At 71.9% G+C, this 25,215-nt stretch carries 25 protein-coding genes; 8 read left to right on the top strand and 17 right to left on the bottom strand.

The annotated features are described in order from the left end of the window. Positions 1-48: 48 nt before the first annotated feature. The 7 genes from ACFYL6_RS01940 to ACFYL6_RS01910 all read right to left on the bottom strand — a co-directional run bounded on the left by ACFYL6_RS01940 (position 49) and on the right by ACFYL6_RS01910 (position 6,459). Positions 49-1,188, bottom strand: coding sequence for a dihydrodipicolinate synthase family protein (locus ACFYL6_RS01940; protein ID WP_387166825.1), 1,140 nt, complete (start codon positions 1,186-1,188; stop codon positions 49-51). A 68-nt stretch (positions 1,189-1,256) separates the two neighbouring features. Beyond that, the gene (locus ACFYL6_RS01935) at positions 1,257-2,408 is read right to left on the bottom strand and encodes a Gfo/Idh/MocA family protein (protein WP_387166180.1); all 1,152 of its coding nucleotides are present in this window, start codon (positions 2,406-2,408) and stop codon (positions 1,257-1,259) included. Between the two features lie 38 nt (positions 2,409-2,446). Continuing rightward, the gene (locus ACFYL6_RS01930) at positions 2,447-3,202 is read right to left on the bottom strand and encodes an ABC transporter ATP-binding protein (RefSeq protein WP_387166822.1); all 756 of its coding nucleotides are present in this window, start codon (positions 3,200-3,202) and stop codon (positions 2,447-2,449) included. Between the two features lie 43 nt (positions 3,203-3,245). Beyond that, on the bottom strand, positions 3,246-4,250 hold the full coding sequence (locus ACFYL6_RS01925) for an ABC transporter substrate-binding protein (RefSeq protein WP_387166178.1): 1,005 nt from the start codon (positions 4,248-4,250) through the stop codon (positions 3,246-3,248). A gap of 23 nt (positions 4,251-4,273) precedes the next feature. After that, positions 4,274-5,248 (bottom strand): ABC transporter permease, encoded by a 975-nt coding sequence (locus ACFYL6_RS01920; RefSeq protein ID WP_387166176.1) that lies wholly within the window; start codon positions 5,246-5,248, stop codon positions 4,274-4,276. Positions 5,249-5,405: 157 nt separating this feature from the next. After that, positions 5,406-6,122, bottom strand: coding sequence for a cupin domain-containing protein (locus tag ACFYL6_RS01915; protein ID WP_387166174.1), 717 nt, complete (start codon positions 6,120-6,122; stop codon positions 5,406-5,408). Then, entirely contained in the window at positions 6,115-6,459 is a 345-nt protein-coding gene (locus ACFYL6_RS01910; RefSeq protein WP_387166172.1) for a cupin domain-containing protein, read from the bottom strand. Before ACFYL6_RS01910 ends, ACFYL6_RS01915 begins: the two co-directional genes overlap by 8 nt. Before the next feature lie 93 nt (positions 6,460-6,552). Here ACFYL6_RS01910 and ACFYL6_RS01905 point away from each other — a divergent pair, with 93 nt between their 5' ends. Genes ACFYL6_RS01905 through ACFYL6_RS01895 form a run of 3 tightly spaced genes read left to right on the top strand, consistent with a single transcriptional unit; the run spans position 6,553 to position 9,176 of the window. After that, positions 6,553-7,626, top strand: coding sequence for a LacI family DNA-binding transcriptional regulator (locus ACFYL6_RS01905; RefSeq protein WP_387166170.1), 1,074 nt, complete (start codon positions 6,553-6,555; stop codon positions 7,624-7,626). Then, the gene (locus ACFYL6_RS01900; protein ID WP_387166168.1) at positions 7,623-8,642 is read left to right on the top strand and encodes a phosphotransferase family protein; all 1,020 of its coding nucleotides are present in this window, start codon (positions 7,623-7,625) and stop codon (positions 8,640-8,642) included. The genes ACFYL6_RS01905 and ACFYL6_RS01900 overlap by 4 nt, the downstream gene beginning before the upstream one ends. 48 nt (positions 8,643-8,690) lie before the next feature. Next, on the top strand, positions 8,691-9,176 hold the full coding sequence (locus tag ACFYL6_RS01895) for a GNAT family N-acetyltransferase (protein WP_387166166.1): 486 nt from the start codon (positions 8,691-8,693) through the stop codon (positions 9,174-9,176). Between the two features lie 112 nt (positions 9,177-9,288). Here the strand turns inward: ACFYL6_RS01895 and ACFYL6_RS01890 are convergent, their stop codons facing one another. Beyond that, positions 9,289-10,560 (bottom strand): MFS transporter, encoded by a 1,272-nt coding sequence (locus ACFYL6_RS01890; protein ID WP_387166164.1) that lies wholly within the window; start codon positions 10,558-10,560, stop codon positions 9,289-9,291. A 125-nt stretch (positions 10,561-10,685) separates the two neighbouring features. Here ACFYL6_RS01890 and ACFYL6_RS01885 point away from each other — a divergent pair, with 125 nt between their 5' ends. Together ACFYL6_RS01885 and ACFYL6_RS01880 are read left to right on the top strand one after the other, a co-directional pair. Beyond that, on the top strand, positions 10,686-11,888 hold the full coding sequence (locus tag ACFYL6_RS01885; protein WP_387166162.1) for an NAD(P)/FAD-dependent oxidoreductase: 1,203 nt from the start codon (positions 10,686-10,688) through the stop codon (positions 11,886-11,888). Further along, complete coding sequence (locus ACFYL6_RS01880; RefSeq protein ID WP_387166160.1) at positions 11,885-12,802, top strand: RNA polymerase sigma-70 factor; 918 nt, start codon at positions 11,885-11,887, stop codon at positions 12,800-12,802. Before ACFYL6_RS01885 ends, ACFYL6_RS01880 begins: the two co-directional genes overlap by 4 nt. Before the next feature lie 16 nt (positions 12,803-12,818). Here the strand turns inward: ACFYL6_RS01880 and ACFYL6_RS01875 are convergent, their stop codons facing one another. Continuing rightward, a complete protein-coding gene (locus ACFYL6_RS01875) occupies positions 12,819-13,724 on the bottom strand; it encodes a LysR family transcriptional regulator (RefSeq protein WP_387166158.1) in 906 nt (301 codons plus the stop codon). Between the two features lie 151 nt (positions 13,725-13,875). Between ACFYL6_RS01875 and ACFYL6_RS01870 the strand changes: the two genes are divergently transcribed. Continuing rightward, positions 13,876-14,814, top strand: coding sequence for an SDR family NAD(P)-dependent oxidoreductase (locus ACFYL6_RS01870; protein ID WP_387166156.1), 939 nt, complete (start codon positions 13,876-13,878; stop codon positions 14,812-14,814). A gap of 93 nt (positions 14,815-14,907) precedes the next feature. On the opposite strand, the gene ACFYL6_RS01865 is transcribed toward ACFYL6_RS01870, so the two are convergent. Continuing rightward, the gene (locus ACFYL6_RS01865; protein ID WP_387166154.1) at positions 14,908-15,468 is read right to left on the bottom strand and encodes an NADPH-dependent FMN reductase; all 561 of its coding nucleotides are present in this window, start codon (positions 15,466-15,468) and stop codon (positions 14,908-14,910) included. Between the two features lie 138 nt (positions 15,469-15,606). On the opposite strand from ACFYL6_RS01865, the gene ACFYL6_RS01860 reads away from it, so the two are divergent. Then, positions 15,607-16,080, top strand: coding sequence for a MarR family winged helix-turn-helix transcriptional regulator (locus tag ACFYL6_RS01860; protein ID WP_387166152.1), 474 nt, complete (start codon positions 15,607-15,609; stop codon positions 16,078-16,080). A 34-nt stretch (positions 16,081-16,114) separates the two neighbouring features. On the opposite strand, the gene ACFYL6_RS01855 is transcribed toward ACFYL6_RS01860, so the two are convergent. The 7 genes from ACFYL6_RS01855 to ACFYL6_RS01825 all read right to left on the bottom strand — a co-directional run bounded on the left by ACFYL6_RS01855 (position 16,115) and on the right by ACFYL6_RS01825 (position 23,987). After that, the gene (locus tag ACFYL6_RS01855) at positions 16,115-16,615 is read right to left on the bottom strand and encodes a DUF1772 domain-containing protein (RefSeq protein WP_387166150.1); all 501 of its coding nucleotides are present in this window, start codon (positions 16,613-16,615) and stop codon (positions 16,115-16,117) included. A gap of 48 nt (positions 16,616-16,663) precedes the next feature. Continuing rightward, the gene (locus ACFYL6_RS01850; protein WP_387166148.1) at positions 16,664-18,511 is read right to left on the bottom strand and encodes an IucA/IucC family protein; all 1,848 of its coding nucleotides are present in this window, start codon (positions 18,509-18,511) and stop codon (positions 16,664-16,666) included. After that, positions 18,508-19,116, bottom strand: a complete 609-nt coding sequence (locus tag ACFYL6_RS01845; RefSeq protein WP_387166146.1) for a GNAT family N-acetyltransferase — start codon at positions 19,114-19,116, stop codon at positions 18,508-18,510. Before ACFYL6_RS01845 ends, ACFYL6_RS01850 begins: the two co-directional genes overlap by 4 nt. After that, positions 19,113-20,390, bottom strand: a complete 1,278-nt coding sequence (locus tag ACFYL6_RS01840; protein ID WP_387166819.1) for a lysine N(6)-hydroxylase/L-ornithine N(5)-oxygenase family protein — start codon at positions 20,388-20,390, stop codon at positions 19,113-19,115. The genes ACFYL6_RS01845 and ACFYL6_RS01840 overlap by 4 nt, the downstream gene beginning before the upstream one ends. Positions 20,391-20,452: 62 nt before the next feature. Then, on the bottom strand, positions 20,453-21,991 hold the full coding sequence (locus tag ACFYL6_RS01835) for a pyridoxal phosphate-dependent decarboxylase family protein (RefSeq protein WP_387166144.1): 1,539 nt from the start codon (positions 21,989-21,991) through the stop codon (positions 20,453-20,455). A gap of 99 nt (positions 21,992-22,090) precedes the next feature. After that, the gene (locus tag ACFYL6_RS01830; protein ID WP_387166142.1) at positions 22,091-22,951 is read right to left on the bottom strand and encodes a siderophore-interacting protein; all 861 of its coding nucleotides are present in this window, start codon (positions 22,949-22,951) and stop codon (positions 22,091-22,093) included. Between the two features lie 4 nt (positions 22,952-22,955). Beyond that, positions 22,956-23,987: an ABC transporter substrate-binding protein gene (locus ACFYL6_RS01825; RefSeq protein ID WP_387166140.1), complete on the bottom strand. Its 1,032-nt coding sequence runs from the start codon at positions 23,985-23,987 to the stop codon at positions 22,956-22,958. 73 nt (positions 23,988-24,060) lie between these two features. Between ACFYL6_RS01825 and ACFYL6_RS01820 the strand changes: the two genes are divergently transcribed. Next, positions 24,061-25,173, top strand: a complete 1,113-nt coding sequence (locus tag ACFYL6_RS01820) for a FecCD family ABC transporter permease (protein WP_387166138.1) — start codon at positions 24,061-24,063, stop codon at positions 25,171-25,173. The last annotated feature ends 42 nt before the right edge of the window (positions 25,174-25,215 follow it).

Below are 25,215 nucleotides of genomic sequence, written 5' to 3'. Positions count from 1 at the left end.
TCTTCGCTCGCGACTGCGGGGCTCGCAAAACCGGCTCACTCCTCGCGCTCACTGGGTCACCCCCGCGATGGTGAACAGCGCTCGGGCGCGGGCGGCGGCCAGGTCGGCGTCGGGCAGCAGCCCGGCCGCGTCGGCCAGGGTGAGCAGGGTGGCCAGGTGCGCCGGAGACCGGCCGGACTGCGCGCCACCGACCATCGTGAAGTGGTCCTGGTGCCCGGCCAACCAGGCCAGGAACACGATCCCCGTCTTGTAGTGCCAGGTCGGCGCCGCGAACAGGTGCCGGGCCAGCGGCACGGTGGGCGCGAAGATTTCGTCGTACGCCGTCAGGTCCCCCTGGTCGAGGGCGGCCAGCGCGGCGGCGGCGGCCGGCGCGATGGCCGCGAACACGCCGAGCAGCGCGTCGGAGTGACCCACCTCGTCACCCCGGATCAGCTCCGGGTAGTGGAAGTCGTCACCGGTGTAGAGGCGAACCCCGGCCGGCAGACGGCGACGCAGCGCGATCTCCCGGTCGGCGTCCAGCAGCGACACCTTGATGCCGTCCACCCTGGACTGGTGCGCCTTGATCAGCTCGATCACCGTCTCGGCGGCCAGGTCCAGGTCGACAGCACCCCAGTAGCCGGTCAACGCCGGGTCGAACATCGGACCCAGCCAGTGCAGCACCACCGGTTCGTCGGCGGCGTCCAGCAGCTCGTCGTACACCCGCAGGTAGTCCTCCGGACCGCGGGCGGCGGCGGCCAGGTGCCGGCTACACATCAGCACCGGCCGGGCCCCGGCGGCGCGGACGTCGGCGAGCTGCTCGGCGTACGCGGCGGTGACCGCCGCCAGGGTGGCCGGGCCGACCGGCAGCTGGTCGGTGCCCACCCCGGCGACGATTCGCCCGCCCACCGCGCGGGCCTCGGCGGCGCTCCGCCGGATCAGCTCCCGGGTGGCCGGATAGTCCAGCCCCATCCCCCGCTGGGCGGTGTCCATCGCCTCGGCGACCCCCAGCCCGTACGACCACAGGTGCCGTCGGAAGGCGAGGGTGGTGTCCCAGTCCACCGTCGCCGGGGCACCTGGCACGTTCTCCGCGCCCGGGTCGGCGACCACGTGCGCGGCGGCGTATGCGATCCGGCTGGTCGCCGGCGCGTCCGGTCGGGCGAAGCCGCCGCCTCCGGTGAGCCGGTAGCGCCGTCCACCGGGCAGCACCACCTCGGCGGTCGCTGAGCCACCTTTCGTTCGCGACTGCGGGGCTCGCAAACCCGGCTCACTCCTCGCGCTCACGGCTGAAGCTCCGGCACCTCGATGCGACCGCCCTCGCGGGCCGAGCGCAGCCCCAGCTCGGCGAGCTGCACACCGCGCGCGCCGGCCAGGAAGTCCCACTGGAACGGCTCGCCGGCCACCACGTGCCGCAGGTACGCCTCCCACTGCACCTTGAAGCCGTTGTCGAACTCCTCGTTGTCGGGAACCTCGGCCCACTGGGCGCGGAAGTCCTCGGTGGCCGGCAGGTCCGGGTTCCACACCGGCTTCGGGGTTACCGCCCGGTGCTGCACCCGACAGTTGCGCAGGCCGGCGATGGCGCTGCCCTCCGTGCCGTCGACCTGGAACTCCACCAGCTCGTCGCGGTACACCCGCACGGCCCAGGACGAGTTGATCTGCGCGATGATGCCACCGTCGAGTTCGAAGATCCCGTACGCGGCGTCGTCGGCGGTCGCCTGGTAGACCTGACCGGCCTCGTCGACCCGTTCGGGCACGTGGGTGGCGGTCACGCAGGAGACCGCCGTGACCCGGCCGAACAGCTCCTCCAGCACGTAGTGCCAGTGCGGGAACATGTCGACCACGATGCCGCCGCCGTCCTCGGCCCGGTAGTTCCACGACGGCCGCTGAGCGGGCTGCCAGTCGCCCTCGAAGACCCAGTACCCGAACTCGCCGCGCACCGAGAGGATCCGGCCGAAGAAGCCGCCGTCGATGAGGCGCTTGAGCTTGCGCAGGCCAGGCAGGAAGAGCTTGTCCTGTACGACACCGGTGCGTACGCCGGCCGCGTCCGCCGCCCGGGCCAGGTCGAGCGCGGCCGCGGTGTCCTCGGCCAGGGGCTTCTCCGTGTAGATGTGCTTGCCGGCCTCGATGGCCTGCCGGATCGCCTTCTCCCGCTGCTGGGTGACCTGCGCGTCGAAGTAGATCTCGACGTCGTCGCGGGCCAGCGCCGAGGTCAGGTCGGTGGTCCAGTCGGTGAGCCCGTGCCGTTCGGCGAGCTCACGGAGCTTCGTCTCGTTGCGCCCGACCAGGACCGGTTCCGGCCAGATGGTGGTGCCGTCGGCCAACGCCACACCGCCGGATTCGCGGATGGCCAGCAGCGACCGGACGAGGTGCTGCCGGTAGCCCATCCGTCCGGTCACGCCGTTGACGATGATGCCGATCGACCTGCGGGTCATGGTGTTCCTTCCGTCGTGCTGGTCGTGCCGATCCGCGCTCAGTGGTTGGCGGCCGCGCTGCCGAGCAACCCACGCAGGTCGGTGGCGAGCCGGTCGAAGCGGGAGTCCGACATCACCTGCGCGTAGTCGCGGTGCGCCGGCAGCTCGACCGGGAAGGTGCGGATGATGCGGCCGGGCCGGGGACTCATCACCACGACCCGGGTGCCGAGAAAGACCGCCTCGGCGATGGAGTGGGTGACCAGCACCACAGTGGTCCCGGTCTCCCGCCAGATCCGGTGCAGTTCGGCGTTCATCTGCTCGCGGGTCAGCGCGTCCAGGGCGCCGAACGGTTCGTCCATGAGTAGCACCGGCGGGGAGTGCAGCAGCGCGCGACAGAGCGCCACCCGCTGCTGCATGCCGCCGGACAGCTCGTGTGGCAACGCCTTCTCGAAGCCGGTCAGGCCGGTCATCTCGATCAGCTCGTCGGCGCGGCGGGCCGCCTGCGCCCGGTCCATGCCGCGCATCTCGGCCTGGAGCAGGATGTTGGCCCGGGCGCCGCGCCACTCCAGCAACGCGGCCTTCTGGAAGACGAAGCCGATCTCCTTCTGCGGGCCACGCACCGGGCGCTCCAGCAGCGACACCTCGCCGCTGGTCGGCTTGACCAACCCCGCGACGATCTTCAGCAGGGTGGACTTGCCACAGCCGGACGGGCCGACGATCGTGACGAACTCGCCCGGCTCGATGTCCAGCGACACGTCGTCCAACGCGGTGGTCTGCGCCCGTCGGGTGGTGAACCGGACGGTCAGCCCGGACATCCCGATGGCGGTGCCGGTGGCTGCCGGCGCGGCGGTCACCGGGTCACCCCTGCGCCGCGTACGAGGGGTCCCAGTACGCGCTGGGCGCGCCCGGGTCCTTCAACTCGGCGTAGCGGGACATCAGGTCGATGGTCTCGGCCCACTGGGCCTCGGTGTTCACCCCGGGCGGGCCGTCCGCGCCGATCAGCGGCATGTTGAGCGTGAGCTGCTTGGTGAGCACCTCGGGCGCCGGCTCGTTCTCGGCCAGAGCTGTCATCGCGCTCACCGCGCCGGCCGGGTCCCGGGCGGCGTCGGCCCAGGACTTCTGGGTGGCCTTCACGAACTTGCGGACCAACTCCGGGTCCTTCTGCAGGGTCTGGGTGTTGGCGATCAGGCCGGTGCCGAGCAGGTTCATCCCGTAGTCGGCGAAGAGCAGCACGTCGACCTTCTTGCCGGTCTTGCTCTCGATGGTGGGCGCCTGGTCGTGGAAGAAGCCCATGATGGCGTCGACCTTGCCCTCGGCCAGGGCGGCGATCTTGCCGGCGGCGTCGACGTTTACCACCTTGACGTCGTCCTTCTTGAGGCCGTTCTTCTCCAGCCACGCCGGGAAGGTCGCGTAGAGGGCGTCGCCGGGAGTGCCGCCGACGGTCTTGCCCTTGAGGTCGGCCGGGGTCTTGATGTTCTCCTCGGTGAAGAACTCCACCGAGGAGGGTCCCTTCTCCAGGTACGCGCCGAGGCTGCGCACCGGCATCCCGCTGGCCACCGACTTCAGCAGCACCGGGCTGTCCGCCCAGCCGAAGTCGGTCTGCTTCTGGGCGACCTGCTTGACCGTGTTGCCCGAGCCGTTGCCGGGCAGGATCTTCAGGTCGATGCCCTCGGCGGAGTAGTAGCCCTTCTGCAGGCCGTAGTAGAAGGGCGCGTGCTCGCCGTAGGGCACCCAGTTGAGGGTGAGGGTGACCTGCTTGCTGCCGTCGGCGTTGGTGCTGCCGGCGTTGTCGTCCCCACCGCAGCCGCTCGCGGCGAGGAGCAGGGCGGCGGTGGCCAGGATGGTGGTGGCGGTGCGTTTCATCGGTGCCTCCGTGATGGGGTCGGTCAGGAGGTGGTGAGGGACACGCCGGCCCGGCGGCTGGCGTGCCACGGAATGAGCAGTGCCTCGGCGATCTCGACCAGGACGAACAGGACGATGCCGATGGCGGACATCAGGATCAGGTCGGCGAACAGCAGTGGGGCGTCGAGGTTGCCGTTGGCCAGCAACAGGACGTAGCCGAGCCCTTCGCTGGCGCCGACGAACTCGCCGACCACGGCACCGACCACGGCGAGGGTGACGGCCACCTTCAGGCCGGCCATTAGGTGCGGCAACGCGTTCGGAAAGCGGATCTTGCGGAAGGTGCGCCACGGCCCGGCGCCCATCGTGGCGGCGAGGTCGAGCAGCTCCGGGTCGGTGGAGCGCAGCCCGGCCACGCCGGAGATGACCACCGGGAAGAACGCGATGAGCACCGCCAGGATGATCTTCGGGGTGAGGCCGAGGCCGAACCAGACCACCAGCAGCGGCGCGATGGCGATCTTCGGGATGACCTGTGCGAACAGGACGATCGGGTAGAGCGCCTTGTCCAGGGTGCGGGAGTAGGCGATGGCGACCGCGGTGACCAGACCCAACGCGGCGGCCAGCACGAAGCCGAGCACCGTCTCGTAGAGGGTGACCAGTGTGTGCCGGGCCAGCTCGGACCACTGGGTGGTCATCGTCTCCCAGACCTGGCCGGGGGTGGGCACCAGGTAGTTCGGGACGTACTCCCGGGCGGCCACGAACCACCAGGCGGCGAAGAAGACCGCCAGCACCAGCGCCGGGCGCCAGAGCGAGTCGGCGAAGGCCGCCGCCCGGCGACCGAGCGTCGGGCGTGGTGGACGGCCGGCGCGGTCGGGTGGCGGTGCCACCACCCTGGACGGAGCGGGACCGTCGAGGCCGTCCGTCGCACCGGCGCCGCCGGGCGTGGAAGCGGCTGCCCGCTCACCGCCCGCCTTGTCGGCGGCGGCCTGCCGGCCCGCCGTGTCCAAAGAGTTCTCGGTCACACGGAACCTCCTCGGGGCCCGGAACGGCACTCGTGGACCGGGCCGGTCGGCGGATCAGGCAAACGCTTTCCTGGAGAGTAGGCGGCACCCTCACGCCGGGCAAGGCCTTTCCTCGATCTGTTTCCACCGATGCCTGGCAGCTGTCCCGAAGGGACGGTCAGCCGCCCGTCGGGTAGGTGTCGAGGAGGCCGCACATGCCCAACCGGCCCCGATCGACCGGCTCGTTCGCCGCGTACACCCCGGCCTCGCCCAGGTGCCCGGGGTCCCCCCGCTCCAGGGCGTCGAGCTGCCCGGCGGTGTCGGCGGCGGCGCGGCCCGCGCCGGCCTCCCACCGCTGACGCCACCGCGCCAGCAGCGGCTGGCGCAGCGCGATCGCGGCGGCGTGGAACGCGGCCAACGCCGCCGGCCCGCCGGCTCGCAGCGCCTGGAAGCCGGTCACCGCCAGATCCCGCCGACGGTACGCGGCGCGCACGTCCGCGCCCGGCGCTCCCCCGTCGGGCAACGCCGCCGCCGCGGCGTACGCGGCCGGGTCGGCCAGCACCTCTGGTGGGAAGGTCAGCACGGCGTCGCCGGCCTCGGGCAGGCCGCTGTTCTGCATGAGCACCACAATGGTCAGGCCACCCCCGTTCACCAGGCGGTGCACCGTGCCCGGCTCGAACCAGACCACCACCCCCGGCCGCAGCGGCGTCTCCCGGAAACCGGCCGTGGTCAGGGTCTGCACCGCGCCCTCGCCGTCGGTCACCACGTACCCCTCGGTGCAGCACAGGTGCACGTGCGGGGTGCCACCGACCAGGCCGTCCGAGGCCACGGTGTCGTAGACGCGCAGCCGGGACACCCCGATCCCGCCCGGCAGCGGCGCGGGCCGATCAGGCATCGAAGTACTCGTCGGTGTCGTCCGCGGCCGGCAGGGACACCAGCAGCACGGTGAGGTCGCCGATGGCCCGGTGCCGGCAGCCCGGCTTGATCAGGAACGCGGACATCGGCCGGGCGGGGTGACGTACGCCGTCCAGCTCGATCTCGCCCTCACCGGCAAGCACGACGTAGTACTCGGTGGCGATCCGGTGGTGGTGGGTCACCGCGTCCTGCACCTGGAGCAGGTGCACGCTGGCCTGGCCCTCGCTCTCGGCGATGAACCCCCGGCGGGTGGTCCCGCACGAGCAGCTTCGGGCGGGAAGGTCGTCGAGCTGAAGTACCGCGAAGCGATCGGACATGGCCGGGCCTCCCTGCGGGAAAGGGCTTTCTCTGCGGTACGGTGACGCTAGCCGGCACGACGAAACGCCGTCAACAGATCGAGGGGGCGGGCCATGGCGACCCTGTCCGATGTGGCCCGCCGGGCGGGCGTCTCACCCGCCACCGCCTCCCGCGTCATCAACGGCAGCAGCAAACCGGTCACCGACGAGCTGCGCGAACGGGTGCTCGCCGCCGTCGCCGAGTTGCAGTACGTGCCCAACGCGCACGCCCAACTGCTGGCCCGCTCGCACCGCAGCGCGGTCGGGGTGATCGTGCACGACGTCTCCGACCCGTACTTCGCCGAGATCACCCGGGGGCTGCAACGGGTCGCCACCGACCAGGGCCGGCTGCTGATGATCTGCAACAGCTACCGGGACCCGGACCGCGAGTTGGAGTACGTGGAGCTGCTGCGCGGCCACCAGGTGGCGGCGTTGATCCTGGCCGGCTCGGGCTACCACGACGAGGCGTTCACCCGGCAGCTCAATGAGAAGCTCGCCGCGTACGAGGCCACCGGTGGACGGGTGGCGGTGATCGGCCGGCACGAGCACTCCGGCGACGCGGTGATGCCGGACAACCGGGCCGGCGGCTACCTCGCCGGGCGGGAGCTGTGCGGGCTGGGGCACCGGGCGATCGGTGTGGTCGCCGGCCCGCGCATCCTGACCACCACGACCGACCGGCTGGCCGGCCTCCGGCAGGCCCTCACCGAGCAGGGCCGCGAGCTGCCCGATCGGCGCATCCGGTACGCGGAGTTCGACCGCGACGGTGGCGCCGAGGCCACCGCCCGACTGCTCGACGCCGACCCCGAGCTGACCGCGATCGTGGCGCTCAACGACTCGATGGCCATCGGCGCGCTGGCCACCCTACGCGCGCGTGGGCTGGCGGTGCCCCAGCAGATCTCGGTGCTGGGTTTCGACGACATGCCGATCGCCCGGGACGTGACCCCGGCGTTGACCACGGTGCGCCTGCCCCTGGTCGACATGGGAGTGCGGGCGATGTCCCTGGTGCTCGGCGTCGGGGCCCCGGCGCCCCGGGTCGAGGTGCTTCCCGCCGAGCTGGTCCGCCGCGACACCGCCGGTCCCGTCCCACCGTCGATCGCCGCCACCGCGGGTTCCGCGCCACGGGCACGGCGAGGTGACACCACGTCGTGACCGGTGCCAGCCCGACCCAGCGGAGCCTCACACCCGCCGACGTGACGTACCTGATCGCGGCGTCGTTCGGGCCACAGGCCCGGGTCCGGGACGCCGGTCCGCTGGCCGGCGGCGGGTACGCGACGGTCTGGTGGGCGCTGCTCGACGACGACAGTCGGGTGGTGCTGAAGCTGGCTCCGCCGGCCGGAACACCGCTGCTGCGCTACGAGCACGGGCTCTGCGCCGCCGAGGAGCGGTACTTCCGGCTCGTCGCGCAGCGGGCGCCGCAGGTGCCCGTCCCCCCGGTGCTCTTCCGGGGCGCCGACCCGGCGTACGGCGAGTGGTTGGTCACCGCGATGCTGCCCGGCCGGTCGCTGTCCGACCTGGCCAAGACCGGTGTCACGGTCGACGACGGCCCGGCGCGCTACGACCTGGGGGTGGCCCTCGCCGCGTTGCACCGGGTCACCGGCGAACGGTTCGGGTACGACGGCGACCGGGCCGGCGGACCGACCTGGCGGGCGGCGTTCACGGCGATGCTCGACGCGCTCCTGGCCGATGCGGCCGACTGGGACGTCCGACTACCGGTGACCCCGGCCCGCCTGCACGCACTGGTGGGCCGGCACGCCGACGTGCTCGACGCGGTACGCCGCCCGGCGCTGTTGCAGTTCGACTGCTGGGACGGCAACGTGCTGGCCGCGCCCGACCGGGACGGCCGGTTGCGCCTGCGCGGCCTGGTGGACGGCGAGCGGTACCTCTACGGCGACCCGCTGCTGGACCTGGTCTCGCCACTGCTTTTCCGACGCGTCGAGGACGAGCCGGAGCACCCCCTGCTGCGCGGCTACCGGGCCGCCGCACCCGAACCGCTGGCGTTGGACGCTTCGGCACGCCGCCGGCTCGGTCTCTACCGGTTGCACCTGTACCTGCTGATGACCGTGGAGATGCCCAGCCGCGGGATGACCGCGCGCAGCCATCCCGGGCGGCAGGCCCGGTTGGCGGCCCTGCTCGACGAGGAGCTCGCCGCCCTCGGCACTCGCTGAACCGAATCTCCGTTGCCGGGGTGGGCCACCGCCCGTAACCTGCCCCGGGTGCTGATTCGGGAGTTCGTCGACCGGGACTGGTCGCAGGTGTGGCCGATCATCGAGGAGGTGATCCGGGCACAGGAGACGTTCCCCTACGACCCGGCGATGACCGCCGAGCAGTCGTACGGCATGTGGGTCGAGGCGGCGCCGGGGCGGACCGTGGTGGCGGTCGATGGTGAGCGGGTGCTCGGCACCGCGAAGATGGGCACCAACCGGCCCGGGCCGGGCGCGCACGTGTCCACCGCGAGTTTCATGGTCGCCGCCACCGCGCGCGGCCGGGGCGTGGGCACCGCGCTGTGCCGCGACGCCCTGACCTGGGCCCGCCAGCAGGGGTACGCCGGCATGCAGTTCAACGCCGTGGTGGAGAGCAACAGCTCGGCGGTGCGGTTGTATCGGCGGGAGGGCTTCGAGGTGGTCGGCACCGTGCCGGGCGCGTTCCGTCACCCCACTGTGGGCCGGGTCGGCCTGCACGTGATGTACCAGGAGTTCTGACCGCGCCGCTCCGCTTCGCCTCGCTCGCGTCGATCATGGACTTGTGGTGGTGTGCAAAAGGGACGAGCCTTCCCAACGCGCCCACCACAAGTCCATGATCGACCAGGAGGGCTCAGCCGCCGGCCGGGGCCGGGCGCAGTCCGGGCTGCCCGGCGGCCGGCTCCGCACCGGCACGGCGGATCGGGGTGAAGAGGGCGCCGACCGCGACCAACAGGCACCCCGCGCCCGCCGCCAGCGTGACGGCCGGAGCGCCGTACCGGCCGGCGGCCCAGGTCAGCACGACAGCGCCGGCCGGGCCGAGGGCGTAGTGCGTGCTCCAGAACGCCGACGTGACACGGCCCAGCAGGTGATCGGGGGTGATCTCCTGGCGCAGGGACATCGAACAGATCCCGCCGACGCTGAGACAGCACAGGTACACCGCGGTCAGCGCGGTGACCGCCGGCACGGTGGTGGCGATGCCCACCCCCGCCACCGCGAAGCCGCAGATCGCGTGCGCGCCGATCCAGGTGGCACCGAAGCCGCGACGGCGACGCAGCGGGGCCACCAGCAGCGCGCCGGCGACCGTGCCCAGCGCCGCGAGGCCGAGCACCGTGCCGACGGTGCCTTCGGAGCCGCCGAGGTCGTGCGTGACGTGGTAGATCAGCACGTCGACGAAGCCGTAGGTGAGGAAGATGAAGACCGACAACAGGACGGTCAGCGCGCGTAGCACGGGCTGTCGCCACAGGAACCGCGCCCCGGCCAGGAACTCGGCCAGCGGACGCTGCCGGGTCACCCCCTCTCCCACCTGCACCGGGCGCAGTCGAATCAGCCACAGGCCGGCCGCCGAGAGCGCGAAGCTCGCCGCGTTGACGGCGATGGCGGTCGCCGGGCCGAAGCGGGCCGCCACCACGCCGGCGAGCAGCGGCCCGAGGACGGCCGCCGCCGCGTATGTCGCCTGCAAGCGACCGTTGGCCTCGGTGATCCGGTCGGAGTCGACGAGGTTGCGGACCGCGGTCACCGCGGCGACCTGGAACAGCATGCCGGCCGCCTCGCAGATCGGCAGCACGACGAAGAGCAGCCAGACCTGCGGGCCGGCGAACCACGCCAGTGGCACCAGGGCGTAGAGCACCAGTCGGGTCAGATCCGCCACGATCATCAGGGTGCGGCGGTCGTACCTGTCGACCAGCACCCCGCCGAAGATCCCGGCGACGACGGACGCCGCGCCGGCGACGGCGGTGAGCAGGCCCATCTGCGCCACCGACCCGGTCGCCTGGAGCACCAGCAGCGGCACCGCCAGGTAGGCGAACGAGTCGCCGGCCGCCGAGAGCGACTGCGCGACCCAGTACGTGCCGAAGGTGCGGTCCCGCCAGAGCGGAGCCCTACCAGTGGTGGCAGATCGACTCATCGCGCCAAGGGTAGTGAACGCGCCCGTCGGACGCTGGCCGTGGCGGGCGTCACACCGCTGCGATGTCACGAACCGACGAGCGGCAGGCATCTCGTGGTCGTCACTTCGATCAGAGAGGCGAAACAATGAGCACATCGCATCGACAGGTCCCGGCGGGCACGCACCGCGTCCTGATCCTCGGCGCGGGTTACGCGGGCATGGCCGCGGCGACCCAGCTCGCGGCACGCACCAGGCGGGCCGACGTCCAGGTGACAGTGGTCAACGCGCAGGAACGGTTCACCGAGCGCCTCCGGCTGCACATGACGGCCACCGGGCAGCGGCTCGCCGAGCTGAACATCCCTCAACTGCTGGCGGAGACCGGTGCCCAGTTCGTGCGCGGCTGGGTGACGGCGGTGGATGCCCAGGCGAAGACCGTCCGTGTCGACGACAGCCGGGTGCTGCGCTACGACACCCTGGTCTACGCGTTGGGCAGCGTGACCGACACGGCGGCGGTCCCGGGCGTCGAGGAGCACGCGTACGCCCTGGACAGCCCCAGCGGGGCGACCACGCTGGCGGACCGGCTGGCTCGGCTCGGCACCGGCAGGGTCGTCGTCGTCGGCAGCGGGTTGACCGGTGTCGAGGCGGCTGCGGAGATCGCGGAACGACACCCGGAGGTCGGCGTCACGCTGGTGGGCCAGCAGGACCCGGGGGCGAGCATGAACCCGAAGGCCCGGGCGTACCTGCGGGCCGCGCTGACCCGCCTCGGCGTCCAGGTGGTCACCGGAGCGGCGGTCACGAGGGTCCGGCCCGACGGGGTCGAACTGGCCGGTGCGGAGACCCTGGCGGCTGACGTCGTCCTCTGGACCGGTGGTACCCGGGTGGCGCCGCTGGCGGCCGCCGCCGGGCTGACCGTCGATGAACGCGGTCGGGTCGTCACCGACCTCGCGTTGCGGTCGGTGACGCACCCCGAGGTGTACGCGGTCGGCGACGCGGCCGCGATCCGGCAGGGCTACGGGATGCTGCACGGCACCTGCCAGAGCGGCATGCCGACCGGCGTGCACGCCGCGGTGTCGATCGCCCGCACGCTGCGGGGCAGGCAGCCCAGACCGTTCCGGTTCGGTTACTACCACACGCCGGTGAGCCTGGGTCGAAACGATGCGGTCGTGCAGTTCACCCGCCCCGACGACAGCCCTCGCCGCGGGTGTCTGACCGGGCGGATGGCGGTCTGGTACAAGGAGACCGTGAGCGCCTCACCCTGGTCGACCTACCGCCGTATGTCGCGGCTGCCCTCCTCCGGCGCGTTCTGGCCGCGCGGCGGCCGCTTCACCCGCCTACGGGACGCGCGGTGACGCACCAGCCGGACGCCGACGAGCAGGTGTTCCACAGTTATCGCAACCTGCTGTTCTCGGTGGCCTACCGGATACTCGGCAGCGCGGCCGATGCCGAGGACGCGGTGCAGGACGCCTGGATCAGCTGGTCCGCGGCAGGCCGCTCCCAGGTCGCCGACCCCAAGGCGTACCTCGCCCGCATCGTGTCGAACCTCGCGTTGCAGCGGCTGCGCTCGGCCCGGCACCACCGCGAGACCTATGTGGGGCCGTGGTTGCCCGAGCCCATCCTGACCGACGGGGACGCCGCCGACGCCGTCACCGACGCCGAGTCGGTGTCGATGGCGATGCTCGTGGTGCTGGAAACGCTCAGCCCGCTCGAGCGGGCCGTGTTCGTCCTGCGGGAGGTCTTCGACTTCAGCCATGCGGAGATCGCGGTGGCGGTGGAACGCTCCGAGGCCGCGGTCCGCCAGACCGCCCACCGTGCTCGCGAGCACGTGCGGGGTCAGCGGCCACGCTTCACCGCGGACCGGTCGCAGCAGCGCGGGGTCACCGAGCGATTCCTCGCCGCCTCGACCGGTGGCGACATCAACACCCTGCTGGAGCTGCTGTCTCCGGACGTCACACTGTGGACCGACGGTGGCGGAAAGGTCCGCCAGGCCCTGCGTCCCATCCGGGGCGCGGGCACGGTCGCCGCGTGGTTCGCGGCCATCGGCACCGTCACCTACCAGGGCGTTGCGCCGCACGACATGCACGCAGCCCTGGTCGAGATCAACGGGGGGCCGGGGCTGGTGTTCAGCGGTGCGGGTCGGGTGGTCGCCACCGTCTCCTTCGACATCGACGCCGGTGGCCGCATCACCGCCATCCACAACGTCGCCAACCCCGACAAGCTCCGCGTCGTCGCCGACGGCACCATCCACCACCTCGCGACGCGCTGAGCCGGCCGGCTCACCGTCAGCCGGTGCTGGTGAGGTCGGTCGTCGCCGCGAGCTCCGTGACCACGTCCAGGAAGCGGTGCAGCGCGGGTGCGGGGTTGCCCGCCAACCACACCATCTCGGTGTACGCGTAGGCGTCGGCCAGCGGGACGAACACCACGCCGGTGCGGCGAAGGCTGGCCGCCGAGCAGGCGAGCCGGGTGACGCCGAGTCCGGCGGCGACCAGGCCGAGGAGGCTCTGCACGCCGGCCTCCTCCTGGACGACGGTCGGGACGAAGCCCGCTTCCCGGAACTGGTCCTCGTAGGCGCGGTGCCAGGGTTCCCAGGAGCTGCGCGGCGTCATGACCCACGGTTCGTTCGCCAGGTCGGCGAGCGTCAGCTGGGCGCGCGCCGCGAGCGGGTGGCCCTCGGGCAGCACCGCGCAGACCGGTTCGGTGGTCAGTCTCCTGGACTCCAGGCCGGCAACGAGCGGGGTCCGGGTGAAGGCGACGTCGAACCGCCCGTCGAGGACGCCCTGCACCAGGGGCGCGATGCTTGTGGTCTCGGTGGCCAGGTGCAGGTCGGGGAGGTGGTGGCGGACCGCCCGGACCACCGGGGGCAGGAGGTGGTTGGCGACGGTGGTCAGGAAGGCGAGCCGGAGGGTGCCGACCTCGCCGCGCAGGGCCCGTTCCACGACGGCGACGGCCTGGTCGGCGCGGTCGGTCACGGCGCGTGCCTGGGACACGAACAGGACGCCGATGTCGGTGAGGGTGGTGCCGCGGCTGTCGCGTTCGAACAGCTTCACCCCGAGGACGCGTTCCAGGGCGGTGATCTGCTGCGACAGCGACTGCTGGGCGATCATCAGGCGGGCGGCGGCCCGGGTGAAGCTCAGCTCCTCCGCGAGGACCAGGAAGTAACGCAGTTGTCGCAGCTCAGGCGTGGCCACAGGAACAGACTGTAGCCACGCCAGGAAGCGTGTGTTGGCCGTCCGCGCAGACCTCCGCGCACGATCGGTGCGAAGGGCGGTGCCGGCACACCGTACGCCGGTACGGCGAGCTGGCACGGCCACGTGCGGACACCACCGAAGGAAGTCGATCATGTCGGAAACACGCGTCACCACGCCGTTCAACGCCCGGTCCACCGCCGCCGACGTCGTGGCCGGTGTCGACCTGACCGGTCGGCGCGCCATCGTCACCGGCGCCTCGTCGGGCATCGGCGTGGAGACCGCCCGGGCGCTCGCCATGGCGGGTGCCGAGGTGACCCTGGCGGTACGGGACGTGCGGGCGGGAGAGCGGACCGCGCGGGAGATCGGTGCCGGGGCCGCGAACCGGCTGCTCCGGGTCAGGCCGTTGGACCTGTCCGACCAGCGGTCGGTCGCCGCTTTCGTGGCCGCCTGGGACGGCCCCCTGCACATCCTGGTCAACAACGCGGGTGTGTCGGCGACCCCGGAGATGCGCACCGCGCAGGGGTGGGAGTTGCAGTTCGCCACCAACCACCTCGGCCACTTCGCACTCGCCACCGGGCTGCGCCGGGCACTCGCCGAGGCCGGTCGGGCCCGCGTGGTGTCGCTGAGTTCCATCGCCCACGTTTCGGCCCCGATGGTCTTCGAGGACGTCAACTTCCGGGAACGCCCCTATGACCGTCTCCTCGCCTACGGCGAGTCGAAGACCGCCACCGCGCTGTTCGCGGTCGAGGCGAACCGGCGCTGGGCCGGCGACGGCATCACCGTCAACGCGGCCAACCCGGGCGCGGTCACCACCAACCTGGGACGGCACCTCACCGAGGAGGACTACGCGCAGCTTCCGGCGTTCGACTTCAAGACCCCGCAGCAGGGGGCCGCGACGTCGGTGTTGCTCGCCGCCGGGCCGCAACTGGAGGGCATCGGCGGCCGGTACTTCGAGGACTGCGAACAGGCGGTGCGCCACGACCCGGCGGACCCGCTGCGCGGCGTCGCCGACCACGCGATCGACCCCGCGGCGGCGGCGCGACTGTGGCAGCTCTCGCTGGACCTGCTCGCCGGTACCCGGGCTGCCTGACCGCAGGGTCTCCCCCGGCGGACGGGAATGGGCCCGAACGCCCGGAAACGGCCGCGGGATCCCCCGCGGCCGTTTCCGGAAGGCGCGAAACGCTCAGCCCTTGCGCAGCGGAGCGAGCGCGGTGCTCCAGGCGACCACCTGGTCGAGCGTGGCGGTCAGCGAGTCCTGGTGGAACTGGTTGGGCTTGAAGACGCTGAAGTTCTCGAAGTCGGTGAAGAGCGAGAGCGCGACCTGCGAGCGCACGTCGGCCATCTGCAGCTCACCGGAGATCAGACGCAGGTGCTCGACGGCGCGCGTCCCGCCGACCGAGCCGTAGCTGACGAAGCCGACGGCCTTGTTGTTCCACTCGGCGTAGAGGAAGTCGATCGCGTTCTTCAGGGCGCCCGAGGTCGAGTGGTTGTACTCGGGGGTAACCATGATGAACCCGTCGAACGACGCGATCGTCTCGGCCCACCGCTTGGTGTGCGGCTGGCTGTACTGGCCCATCGAGGGCGGGTACGCCTCGTCGAGGTGCGGCAGCTGGTAGTCGAGCAGGTCGATCAGCTCGTACTCCGCGTCGGAGCGCTGCTTGGCGATCTCGAGCACCCAGCGGGCGACGGCCTCGCCGTTACGCCCTGGGCGGGTGCTGCCGAGGATGATCCCGATCCTGGTCATGTGTGGCGCCTTTCAGAGGGTCCTTGCCTGACGACCGGAACGCTAACCGCTGCTTGATTGGTCAAGCAAATATCTGTCCTATGGGCGTGGTCACACGGAGGGTGAGCATTTGCTCAGTCAATCAAGTATGATATGAGGATGTCCGACACCGGCCCAGCGACTCCGCAACCGCTCACCCCTGATGAGGAATCCCTGGTTCGCGCCCTGGGTCAGGTCATGCACGTCCTGCCTCGCGCGATAGACGCCGACATGGTCGGTGACCGTCAGCTACCGCTCACCGAGTACACCGCGCTGATGAACCTCTCCGAGACACCGGAGCGGCGGATGCGCATGAACGAGCTCGCCGCGCTCTGCCACCTCTCCCTCAGCGGCATGACCCGCACGGTCATCCGGCTGGAGACGCAGGGCCTGGTCCGGCGGGAACGGTGCGAGGAGGACGCGCGCGGCTGGAACGCCGTCCTCACCGACGCGGGCTTCGCCCGCCTGCAGGAGTCCTGGCCCAGCCACCTGGCTGCCGTACGCCGCCGGTTCCTCCAGCACTTCGAGGGCTTCGACCTCGCCCAACTGGCCCAAGCGTTCCAGCGGGCCGGAACGGCGGAGACGACCGACTGAGCCGGCGCCGGCCCGGTCGGTCGCCCCGCCCGGCTCAGCCGGACAGCCGGCCCTCGGCCACCAGTGCCCACGCCAGCAGCCCGAAGGCGCCGGTCGACGCGACGGCACGGACCACGTTGCCGCGTACCCAGGTGACCTCGAAGCGCGCCCGCAGGCCCGCGAGGTCGGTGGCACCGTCCACGTCGCCGGCGCGGGCCAGCACGTTGTTGAGCGGCACGTTGACCACGGCGGTGACACCGAGCACCACCAGGTACAGCAGCAGCGCCGCGACGACCCACGGCAGCACCGCCCGACGCCCGGCCCCCAGGTGCAGCGCCGCCGCCAGCAGCGTGAACAGCAGCGCGCCCCCGAAGCACACCGCGAACCAACCGTTGAGGATCGACTCGTTGATCCGCCGCATGGCGAGCACCAACGTCCGGTCGTCGGTGCGGGCCAGGCCCGGCATGACCGCGTACGCGAAGGCGGCGAACAGCCCGGCGGTAAGGCCGGTGGTCAGGATTGCGGCGAACAGGCTGGCCGTACTCAGAACGTCCATCCGCCTATTGCACCCGTTGGCGTGCGCGCCGACCAAACGCGATAGCGGTCACCGGGCCGGAGCGTGAGCGGCGAGCGGGTTCGTGAGGGTGCCGACGAACTGGAGAGCCGCCGACGGGTCAGCCAGGTCGATCATCTGCTGGTTGTCGCGCAGCTGCAGCCGGTTGAGGCAGGACAGCGTGAACTCCGGGGCGAACAGGTCGTAGTGACGGACCCGCTCGGCCAGGTGCGGCACCCGGTCGAAGTAGTCGGCGGCGCAGGCCGCGACCGTACGCCAGAAATCGTCCTCGGCGAGCACACCGGCCTCGACCAGGACCGCGTTGAGGTGCCGCAGGAAGCAGTCCACCACGTCGGTGAAGATGCTCAGCAGCTTGGTGTCGTCGGGCACCTCGACGCGGATCCGCTCCACCGCCGCCGGCAGCTCGACCTTGTCGCTCATCACCGCGATCTCCTCGGCGATGTCCTTGAAGATCACCCGCTGGACCGTGTCCTGCTCGTCGAGGACCAGGATGACGTTCTCGCCGTGCGGCATGAAGGCCAGGTCGTGGGCGTAGAAGCTGTGCAGCAGCGGGGTCAGGTAGGCGTCCAGGTAGCGGCGCAGCCACACCTCGGGCGCCAGGCCGGACCGCGCGATCAGCGCCGCCGCCAGCGAGCCGCCCTCGTCGTCGACGTGCAACAGCGCGGCCATGGTGGACAGCCGCTCTCCCGGGGCCAGGCTGGGCACCGGGCTCTCCCGCCACAGGGCGGCCAACATCTTCCGGTACGGGGAGGTGCGCTCGGTCGCCGCCTCGTACTGCCGGTGCCGGTAACCCACCGCGGCCCGCTCCCGGATGACGGTCAGGCCGGTGCCGGCCAACACCTCGTCGGCGGCGATGAGGTCGGCCAGCCAGTCGTTGATCGCCGGGGTGGCCGCCATGTACGCGGCCGACAACCCCCGCATGAAGCCCATGTTCAGCACCGACAGCGCGGTCTTGACGTAGTGCCGCCCCGGCTCGCTGACGTTGAAGAAGGTGCGGATGGACTGTTGGGCGAGGTACACGTCCGGGCCGGGGCCGAGGTGCACCAGCCGGCGCTCGGCCAACTCCCCGGCGAAGGTGACCGCCAGCTTGTTCCACCACTGCCACGGGTGCGCCGGGATCAGGTGGTAGTCGGCGAGGTCCAGCCCGAGACCGGCCATCGTCGCCGCGAAACGGGCCCGGGTCTCGGCGTCCAGCTCGCTCTCGATGAGCCTGTCGTAGTCCAGGTCGGCGGCGCTGCTGAACGTCGAGTGGTCGCGGTGCGCGGCCAGCCACTCCAGCCGCACCGGCGCGGCGGCCTCCGGGGCGTACCGGTGGTACTCGTCGACACCGAAGCCGAGCCGGCCGTTGTTCGCCACGAAGCAGGGGTGGCCCTCGGTCATCGAGGTCTCGATGGTCTGGAAGTCCGCCTCGGCCAGCTCGGCGGCGCTCGGCGCGGCCTGAGCCAGCTTGTACGCCGTACCCGCCAGCGTCGAGGTGATCTCCTCCAGGTAGACCGGGAGCACCCGTGCGGAGAGACCGAGGGTGTCGCGCAGTTCGACGATGAGGTCCACCGCGTCCGGTGCCAGGGACGCGCCGCCGCGGTGTCGGGTGATGCTGTCCGCGTCGATCTGCCAGTGCGCCAGGGCGAGCACCCGCGCCACGAACCGGTAGGTGACCGTGCCGTCGTCGCTGCGGACCTCGTACCACTGCCGGTCGTCGGGGCCGGCCACGGCTTCCGGGCTGAGCAGCCGCTCGTGGGTGAACTCGGCGAGCGCCTTGCGGACCAGCAGCCGGTTGGCCCGGGCCCAGCGCTGCGGGGTGAGGTGCCCGACCGGGTCGCCGGAAGCGTTGTGCGCGGTGGCGACGGGCGGGTGGGTGGGGACGGCGGTGGTGGTCACGCCGGGGCTCCTTCGATTCGGGTGGCGGCAGCGCGGTCGGCAACGGCGCGGTCGGTGGCGGCCTGGAACTGGGCTCGGGTGCAGACGCTGAGCAGTGCGTCCTTCTCGGGCTTGGCGATCGGGCCGACGACAGTGAAGCCGACGGCGGCGTTCAGCGCGTGCACGGCGGTGTTCCGCACGTCCGGTTCGACAACCACCCGCCGGGTCGTGGGGTCGTCGAAGAGCCACGCCATGACGGTGCCGATCACCGCCCGGGTGAAGCCGTGCACGGGCGCGTCGACCGGCGCGCAGAGGAAGTGCATGCCGACGTCACCGGGCTGGTGGTCGTACAGGCCGACCAGCTCGACGTGGGCCGGGTCGTAGCGCTCCGCCAGGAAGGCGGGACTCCCCCGCCACAGCCCGAGGTACGCGTCGTGGTGCGGGTGCTCGGCGATCCGCCGGTACTCCTCGGTGACCTGGGCCAGGTCGGCGTCCTGCATCATCCAGAACGCCGCCTTGGGGTGGGTCACCCAGGTGTGCAGCAGCGCGGCGTCGGCGTCCGGGTCGAGCGGCCGCAGCGCGAACTCGCCGAGCCCCCCGTCGACGTGGGTGAAGACGGCGGTCACGACGACACCCCGAACTCCTGGAAGGTGATGCTCTTCTCGATCGGGTAGTGCTCCCGACCCAGCAGCTCGCTGATGATCCAGGAGTTGCGGTAGGCGCCCATGCCGAGGTCGGGAGAGGTGATGCTGTGCGTGTGGGTGCCCGCGTTCTGCAGGAAGATGCCCCGCCCGCTGTGGTCGATGCTGTAGTTGCGGGCCACGTCGAAGCGACCGTGGGCGTCCCAGCGGATCCGGTCCGACACCGGCGCGAGGAAGTCCGGCACCCGGTAGTGGTAACCGGTGGCCAGCACCAACCCCTCGGTACGCAGGGCGAAGTCGCGCTCCTGCTCCACCTGACGCAACCCCAGCGTGTACTGCCCGTCCCGGTGGTCGGCGCTGACCAGCTCGGTGTTGGTGAGCAGGCGGGTGTTCACCGGCCCGTCCACGCTGTGCGCGTAGAGCAGGTCGAAGATGTCGTTGATCAGGTCGGCGTTGATGCCCTTGAACAGGCCCTTCTGCTCGGACTCCAGCCGGTAGCGGGTCGCCTCGGGCAGCGCGTGGAAGTAGTCCACGTAGTCCGGTGAGGTCATCTCCAGCGTCAGCTTGGTGTATTCGAGCGGGAAGAACCGCGGCGACCGGGTCACCCAGTTGAGCTGGTAGCCGTACCGGTCGATGTCGCCGAGCAGGTCGTGGTAGATCTCGGCGGCGCTCTGCCCGCTGCCCACCACGGTGATGCTGCGCTTGGTGCGCAGCGCCGTGCGGTGCTCCAGGTAGCGCGAGTTGTGCACGGCGTCGCCGGGCAGATCGGCGACGGCCGGGGGCAGGTGCGGCGGGGTGCCGGTGCCGAGCACCAGGTGTCGGGCGCGGTACTCCACGGTCTCCCCCGTGCCGGTGCTGGCCCGCACCACGTACCGCTCGTCGGCGGAGTCGTACTCCACAGTCGTCACGGTTTGACCGAAGCGCAGGTTCGGCAGTTTCGCCGCCGCCCACCGGCAGTACGCGTCGTACTCGCTGCGCAGCGGGTAGAAGCTCTCCCGGATGTAGAACGGGTAGAGCCGGCCGATCTCCTTGAGGTAGTTGAGGAAGGAGTACGGCGACGTGGGGTCGGCGAGGCTGACCAGATCGGCGATGAACGGGGTCTGCAACCGGGCCGACTCCAGCAGCATGCCGGGGTGCCAGGCGAGACTCGGCCGGGCCTCCAGGAACACCCCGTCGAGTTCGTCGATCGGCGCGGTGAGGCAGGCCAGGCCCAGGTTGTACGGGCCCAACCCGATGGCGATGAAGTCGTGGGTGGACATCGGGGTCTCCAGGCGCGGGTTCGTGGTCACCGGCGTCAGCCGACGGGGCAGGTTCATCGGCGTCAGCCGACGTGGCAGGTCAGGTCGGCGTCGACGTGGTCGTGCACGTACCGGCCGGCGTGGGTGGCGATCAGATCGAGCACGTACCCGACGTCGTCGACTGTGGTTTCCGGGTTGAGCAGGGTGAACTTCAGGAAGTGCCGGCCGTCCACCCGGGTCCCGGCGACCACGGCGAGACCGGACGCCGCGAGGGCCTCCCGGGCGTGCAGGTTGGCGGCGTCGGCCAGCTCCCGGCCGGGGCCGGTGGGCAGGTAGCGGAACACCACGGTGCTCAGCTCCGAGCGGGTCACCACCTCGAAGCGCGGGTCCTCGCTGACCAGCTGCCAGGCGTCGGCCGCCCGGTCGACGACCTCGTCGAAGAGCCCGCCGAGCGCGTCCGGGCCCATCACCCGCAGGGTGAGCCAGAGCTTCAACGCGTCGAAGCGGCGGGTGGTCTGCAAACTCTTGTCGACCTGGTTGGGGATGCGCTGCTCCACCATCCGGGCCGGGTTGAGGTAGTCGGCGTGGTAGGTGACGTGCCGCAGCGTCCGCCGGTCGCGGACCAGCAGCGCGCTGGAGCTGACCGGCTGGAAGAACGACTTGTGGAAGTCGACGGTGACCGAGTCGGCCCGCTCGATGCCGTCGAGCAGGTGCCGGCGCGTCGGCGAGACGAGCAGACCGCAGCCGTACGCGGCGTCCACGTGCAGCCAGACGCCGGCTGCCGCGCAGATCCCGGCCAGTTCGGTGAGCGGGTCGATCGAGCCGAAGTCGGTGGTGCCGGCGGTGCCGACGACGGCCATCACCACGAGCCCGGCCTGGCGGCACCGCACGATTTCCTCGCGGACGGCAGCCGCGCTGATCCGTCGCCGAGTGTCGGTGGCCACCGCGATCACCGCGTCCGGGGCGAGGCCGAGCAGCTTGGCCGACTTCTGCACGCTGAAGTGACCGGCGGCGGAGGTGATCACCCGCAGCCGGGGCAGCAGCTCCGCGCGCGCCGCCGGTCCGATGGCGTCGGCGCACGCCTCCTCCCGGGCCAACAGCAGCGCCTGGAGGTTGGACTGGCTGCCGCCGCTGGTGAAGATGCCGTCCGCGTGCGGGCCGAGGCCGATCCGCTCAGCCGTCCAGTCGACCAGCCGCCGCTCGATGAGGGTGGCCCCGGCGCTCTGGTCCCAGGTGTCCAGTGAGGAGTTCACGGCGGTGAGCACCGCCTCACCGAGCAGCGCCGGGATGGCCAACGGGCAGTTGAGATGGGCGAGGTAGCGGGGGTGGTGGAACCAGACGGCGTCACGCAGGTAGACGTTCTCCAGCTCGTCCAGAGCGGCGCCGGCGTCGCCCAACGGACGGTCCAGGTCAACCCGGTCGACCAGGGGGGCCAGCTCGGCCGGCGTGATTCCGGTGCCGGGACGGTCCACCGTGGCCACCCGGCGGGCGACCCGGTCGACGCCGTCGGCGATCGTCCGGCGGTACTGTTCGACCGAGCCGCCGTGCAGCAGCTGGGCCCGCGCGGCGGTTGACGCCGCAGGCGGCGTGGTGGTCTCGACGGGGTACGTCGGCACGGTCACGGAATGTCCTTCCACGTTCTCGACGAGGGGCAGCCGGAACCCTCCCCGGCGCGGCGGTGCGCCTCGGGGCAGTGCTGCCGATCGATTGGGGGTCGTCAGTCAGGCGGTGGCGCCGGCCAGCGCCCCGGTACGCAGGTCCTCTTCGGACAGTCCGCGTCGCCAGTAGCCGGCGAAGGTCACCGTCCGACGGTCAAGGCCGCGCTCGTCGACGAGGTGCCGGCGCAGCGCCCGCACCACGCCGGACTCACCGGCGATCCAGGCGTACGGGGTGCCGCCGGTGGGGAGCCGTGCGGCGCGGACGGAACTGACCAGCAGGTCGCTACCGGGCGGGGTGCTGCCCCGCACGATCCACCTGATCTCGGCGTCGGCCTCGGTGGGCAGGTCGGTGATGTCGGCGGCGTCGGGCACCTCGATCCAGGCGCGGACCCGGGTGCCGGCGGGCAGCCAGGCCAGGATGCCCTCGATGGCCGGCAGCGCGGTCTCGTCGGCGGCGAGCAGCACGAGGTCCGTGCCGTCCGGCGGGCGGAAGCAGACGCTGCGGTTGTCGGGCACCGCCGGGCCGAGCAGCAGCACCCGGTCGCCGGGACCGGCGAGGGCCGCCCAGCGGGAGGCGGGGCCGGTGTCGCCGTGACTGACGAAGTCGATGTCGACAGCGGCGTCGGCCGGGCGGTGCTCCCGGATGGTGTACGAGCGCAGCACCGCGCGGACGTCCGCCGGCAGCGCCCGCCAGCCGCCGAACCAGTCCTCACCCTGCTCGACCGGGACCACCGGCGCGTCCTGCCCGGGGTGCGGCAGGAACAGCGAGACGCTCTGGTCCCGGCCGCCCCCGGCGAAGTCGGCCAGCTCCGCGCCACCGAAGGTGACCCGGATCAGCGAGGCGCCGACCCGGCGGGCCCGGACGACGTGCGCGGCGTAGAAGCGGTACTGCGAGGCGATCGGTGCGGTGGCGCTCGTACTCATGGCGTCAGCTGACCTTCTTCGCGTTGCGGATGGCGGTGGCGAGGTTCTCCAGCAGTGGCGCGGAGCCGGCGTAGGAGAAGCGGGGTACCGCGTCCCACGGGCTCACCTGGTTGGCCTTGACCGCCGGCAGTTGCTGCCAGGTCGGCTTGGCGGTGAGGTCCTTGGCCTGCAGGGCGGTGCTGCGGTTGTCCAGCAGGATCAGGTCGGCCGGGAACTTGCCGGCGCTCTCCCAGCTCAGCGCCTCGAAGTAGTCGCCGGCTTCGAGCTTGGTGGGGACCACGATGTTGACGCCCAACTCGGCGAAGTACATCAGGTCGGTGCTGACCTTCGGGTTGGAGACGTAGAAGAGGTCGGGGCTGCCGGAGCAGGCCATCACCTTGATCCCGGGGTTGGCCTTGACCGCCTGGCGGACCGCCTCGGCGGCGGCGTCGAAGCGGGCCTTCCCGTCGGTGACCTTCTTCGCGGAGAGGTCCGCGCCGAGCGACTCGGCCAGCGCCGCGTACCGCTCGATGGGCTTGGTCATCGGCACCCGGGCGGTGGTGATCGCCACGCTGGGCGCCAGCGGGAGGATCTTGGCCTTGCTCTCGTCCGGCACGTACCAGAGCGCGTCCGGGTCGTACATGTGGGTGACCAGCAGTTCGGGGCGCAGCGCCGCGTACTTCTCCAGGCTGAACTCGCCCCAGACGTTGCCGAGGATCTCGACGCCCTCGACGTTCAGGTCGCCGGCCTGTGGGTCGGCCGTGCCGTCGGCGCGTTTGGTCTCACCGAACACGCCCACGAGCTGCTTGTCCAGACCGAAATCGATCAGAGCCGCCGCCACGCCGGTGAAGGCCACCACGCGGGTCGGACGGGCCGCGGCCTCGACCTTCGTGCCGCGGTCATCGGTGAACGACCAGGGGCCACTTCCGTTGCCGGCAGCGGGTTTCGCGGCGTCGTCCTTGCCACAGGCGGCGAGCAGGGTGGCCAGCGTGGCAGCGCCACCGGCGGCCAGCAGGCCACGGCGGGAGAGGCGGCGGGCGGACAGGGCATCGGGCATGGTGTTGTCTTTCGATCAAGGGTTGGCCGGGGTCGACCAGGGCAGCGGGGTTAGGTTAGCCTAACCTCGGTCATTGTCAACAGCGGTACGCCGTGTCGCCATCACCCCGGAGCCCACACTGGACGCCACACCCACCGTCACCCGACCGGCACCGCCCGTGCCGGCCAGGGAAACGGCAGCACCCCCGAGCCGGCGTGGCCGTCGGGCGGCCCGCGCCGCCGGCCTGGTCACCGCCGTGGCACTGCTCGCGGTGATCGTGGTGCTCAGCATCGCGGTCGGCGCGAAGGCCATGCCGCTCGCCGACGTCTGGTCCGGGTTGCTGCATCGCGACGCCACCGAGTACGCCGTGGTGCACCGGATGCGCCTGCCCCGCACCCTGCTCGGGCTGCTCGCCGGCACCGCCCTCGGGGTGGCGGGCGCGGTCATGCAGGCCCTCACCCGCAACCCACTCGCCGACCCCGGGCTGCTCGGCATCAACGCCGGCGCGTCCGCGGCCGTCGCCACCGCCGCCGCGTTCCTGGGCGTCACCGCCGTCGGCGGGTACGTCTGGTTCGCGTTGCTCGGCGCGGCGGCGGTGACCGCGCTCGTCTACGCCGTCGGCGGCGGACGCGGCGCCACCCCGGCCCGACTCGCGCTGGCCGGGGCGGCGCTCAACGCCACTCTCTACTCGTACGTCAGCGCGGTGATGCTGCTGGACACCGCCTCGCTGGAGCGGCTGCGTTTCTGGACGGTCGGCTCACTGGCCAGCGCGGACACCGCGACCGTCACCCGGGTGCTGCCGTTCATCCTGGTCGGGCTGCTGGTCGCGCTCGGCGCCGCCCGTCCGCTGAACGCGCTCGCGCTCGGCGATGACGCGGCGCGAGCCCTCGGCGCTCGACCCGCGCTGATCCGCGCCGCGGTGATCGTCGCGGTCACCCTGCTCTGCGGCGCGGCGACCGCCGCGTGCGGTCCGATCGTCTTCGTCGGACTGCTGGTGCCGCACCTGGTCCGCGCCCTGACCGGCCCGGACCTGCGCTGGCTGCTGCCGTACTGCGCGGTGCTCGCGCCCGCGTTGCTGCTCGGCTCCGACGTGCTCGGCCGGGTGCTGGGCCGGCCCGGGGAACTCCAGGTCGGCATGGTGACCGCCGTACTGGGCGGCCCGCTCTTCCTGTGGCTGGTCACCCGCCGACCGGTGGCGCAACCGTGAGCGAGCGGAGCGAGCGAACCAGCAGGCTCAGTGTTGTGAGGC

Source organism: Micromonospora sp. NPDC007208 (assembly GCF_042869175.1).
Taxonomy (GTDB): Bacteria; Actinomycetota; Actinomycetes; order Mycobacteriales; family Micromonosporaceae; genus Micromonospora; species Micromonospora foliorum.
This window is presented reverse-complemented; position numbering and strand designations above follow the sequence as displayed.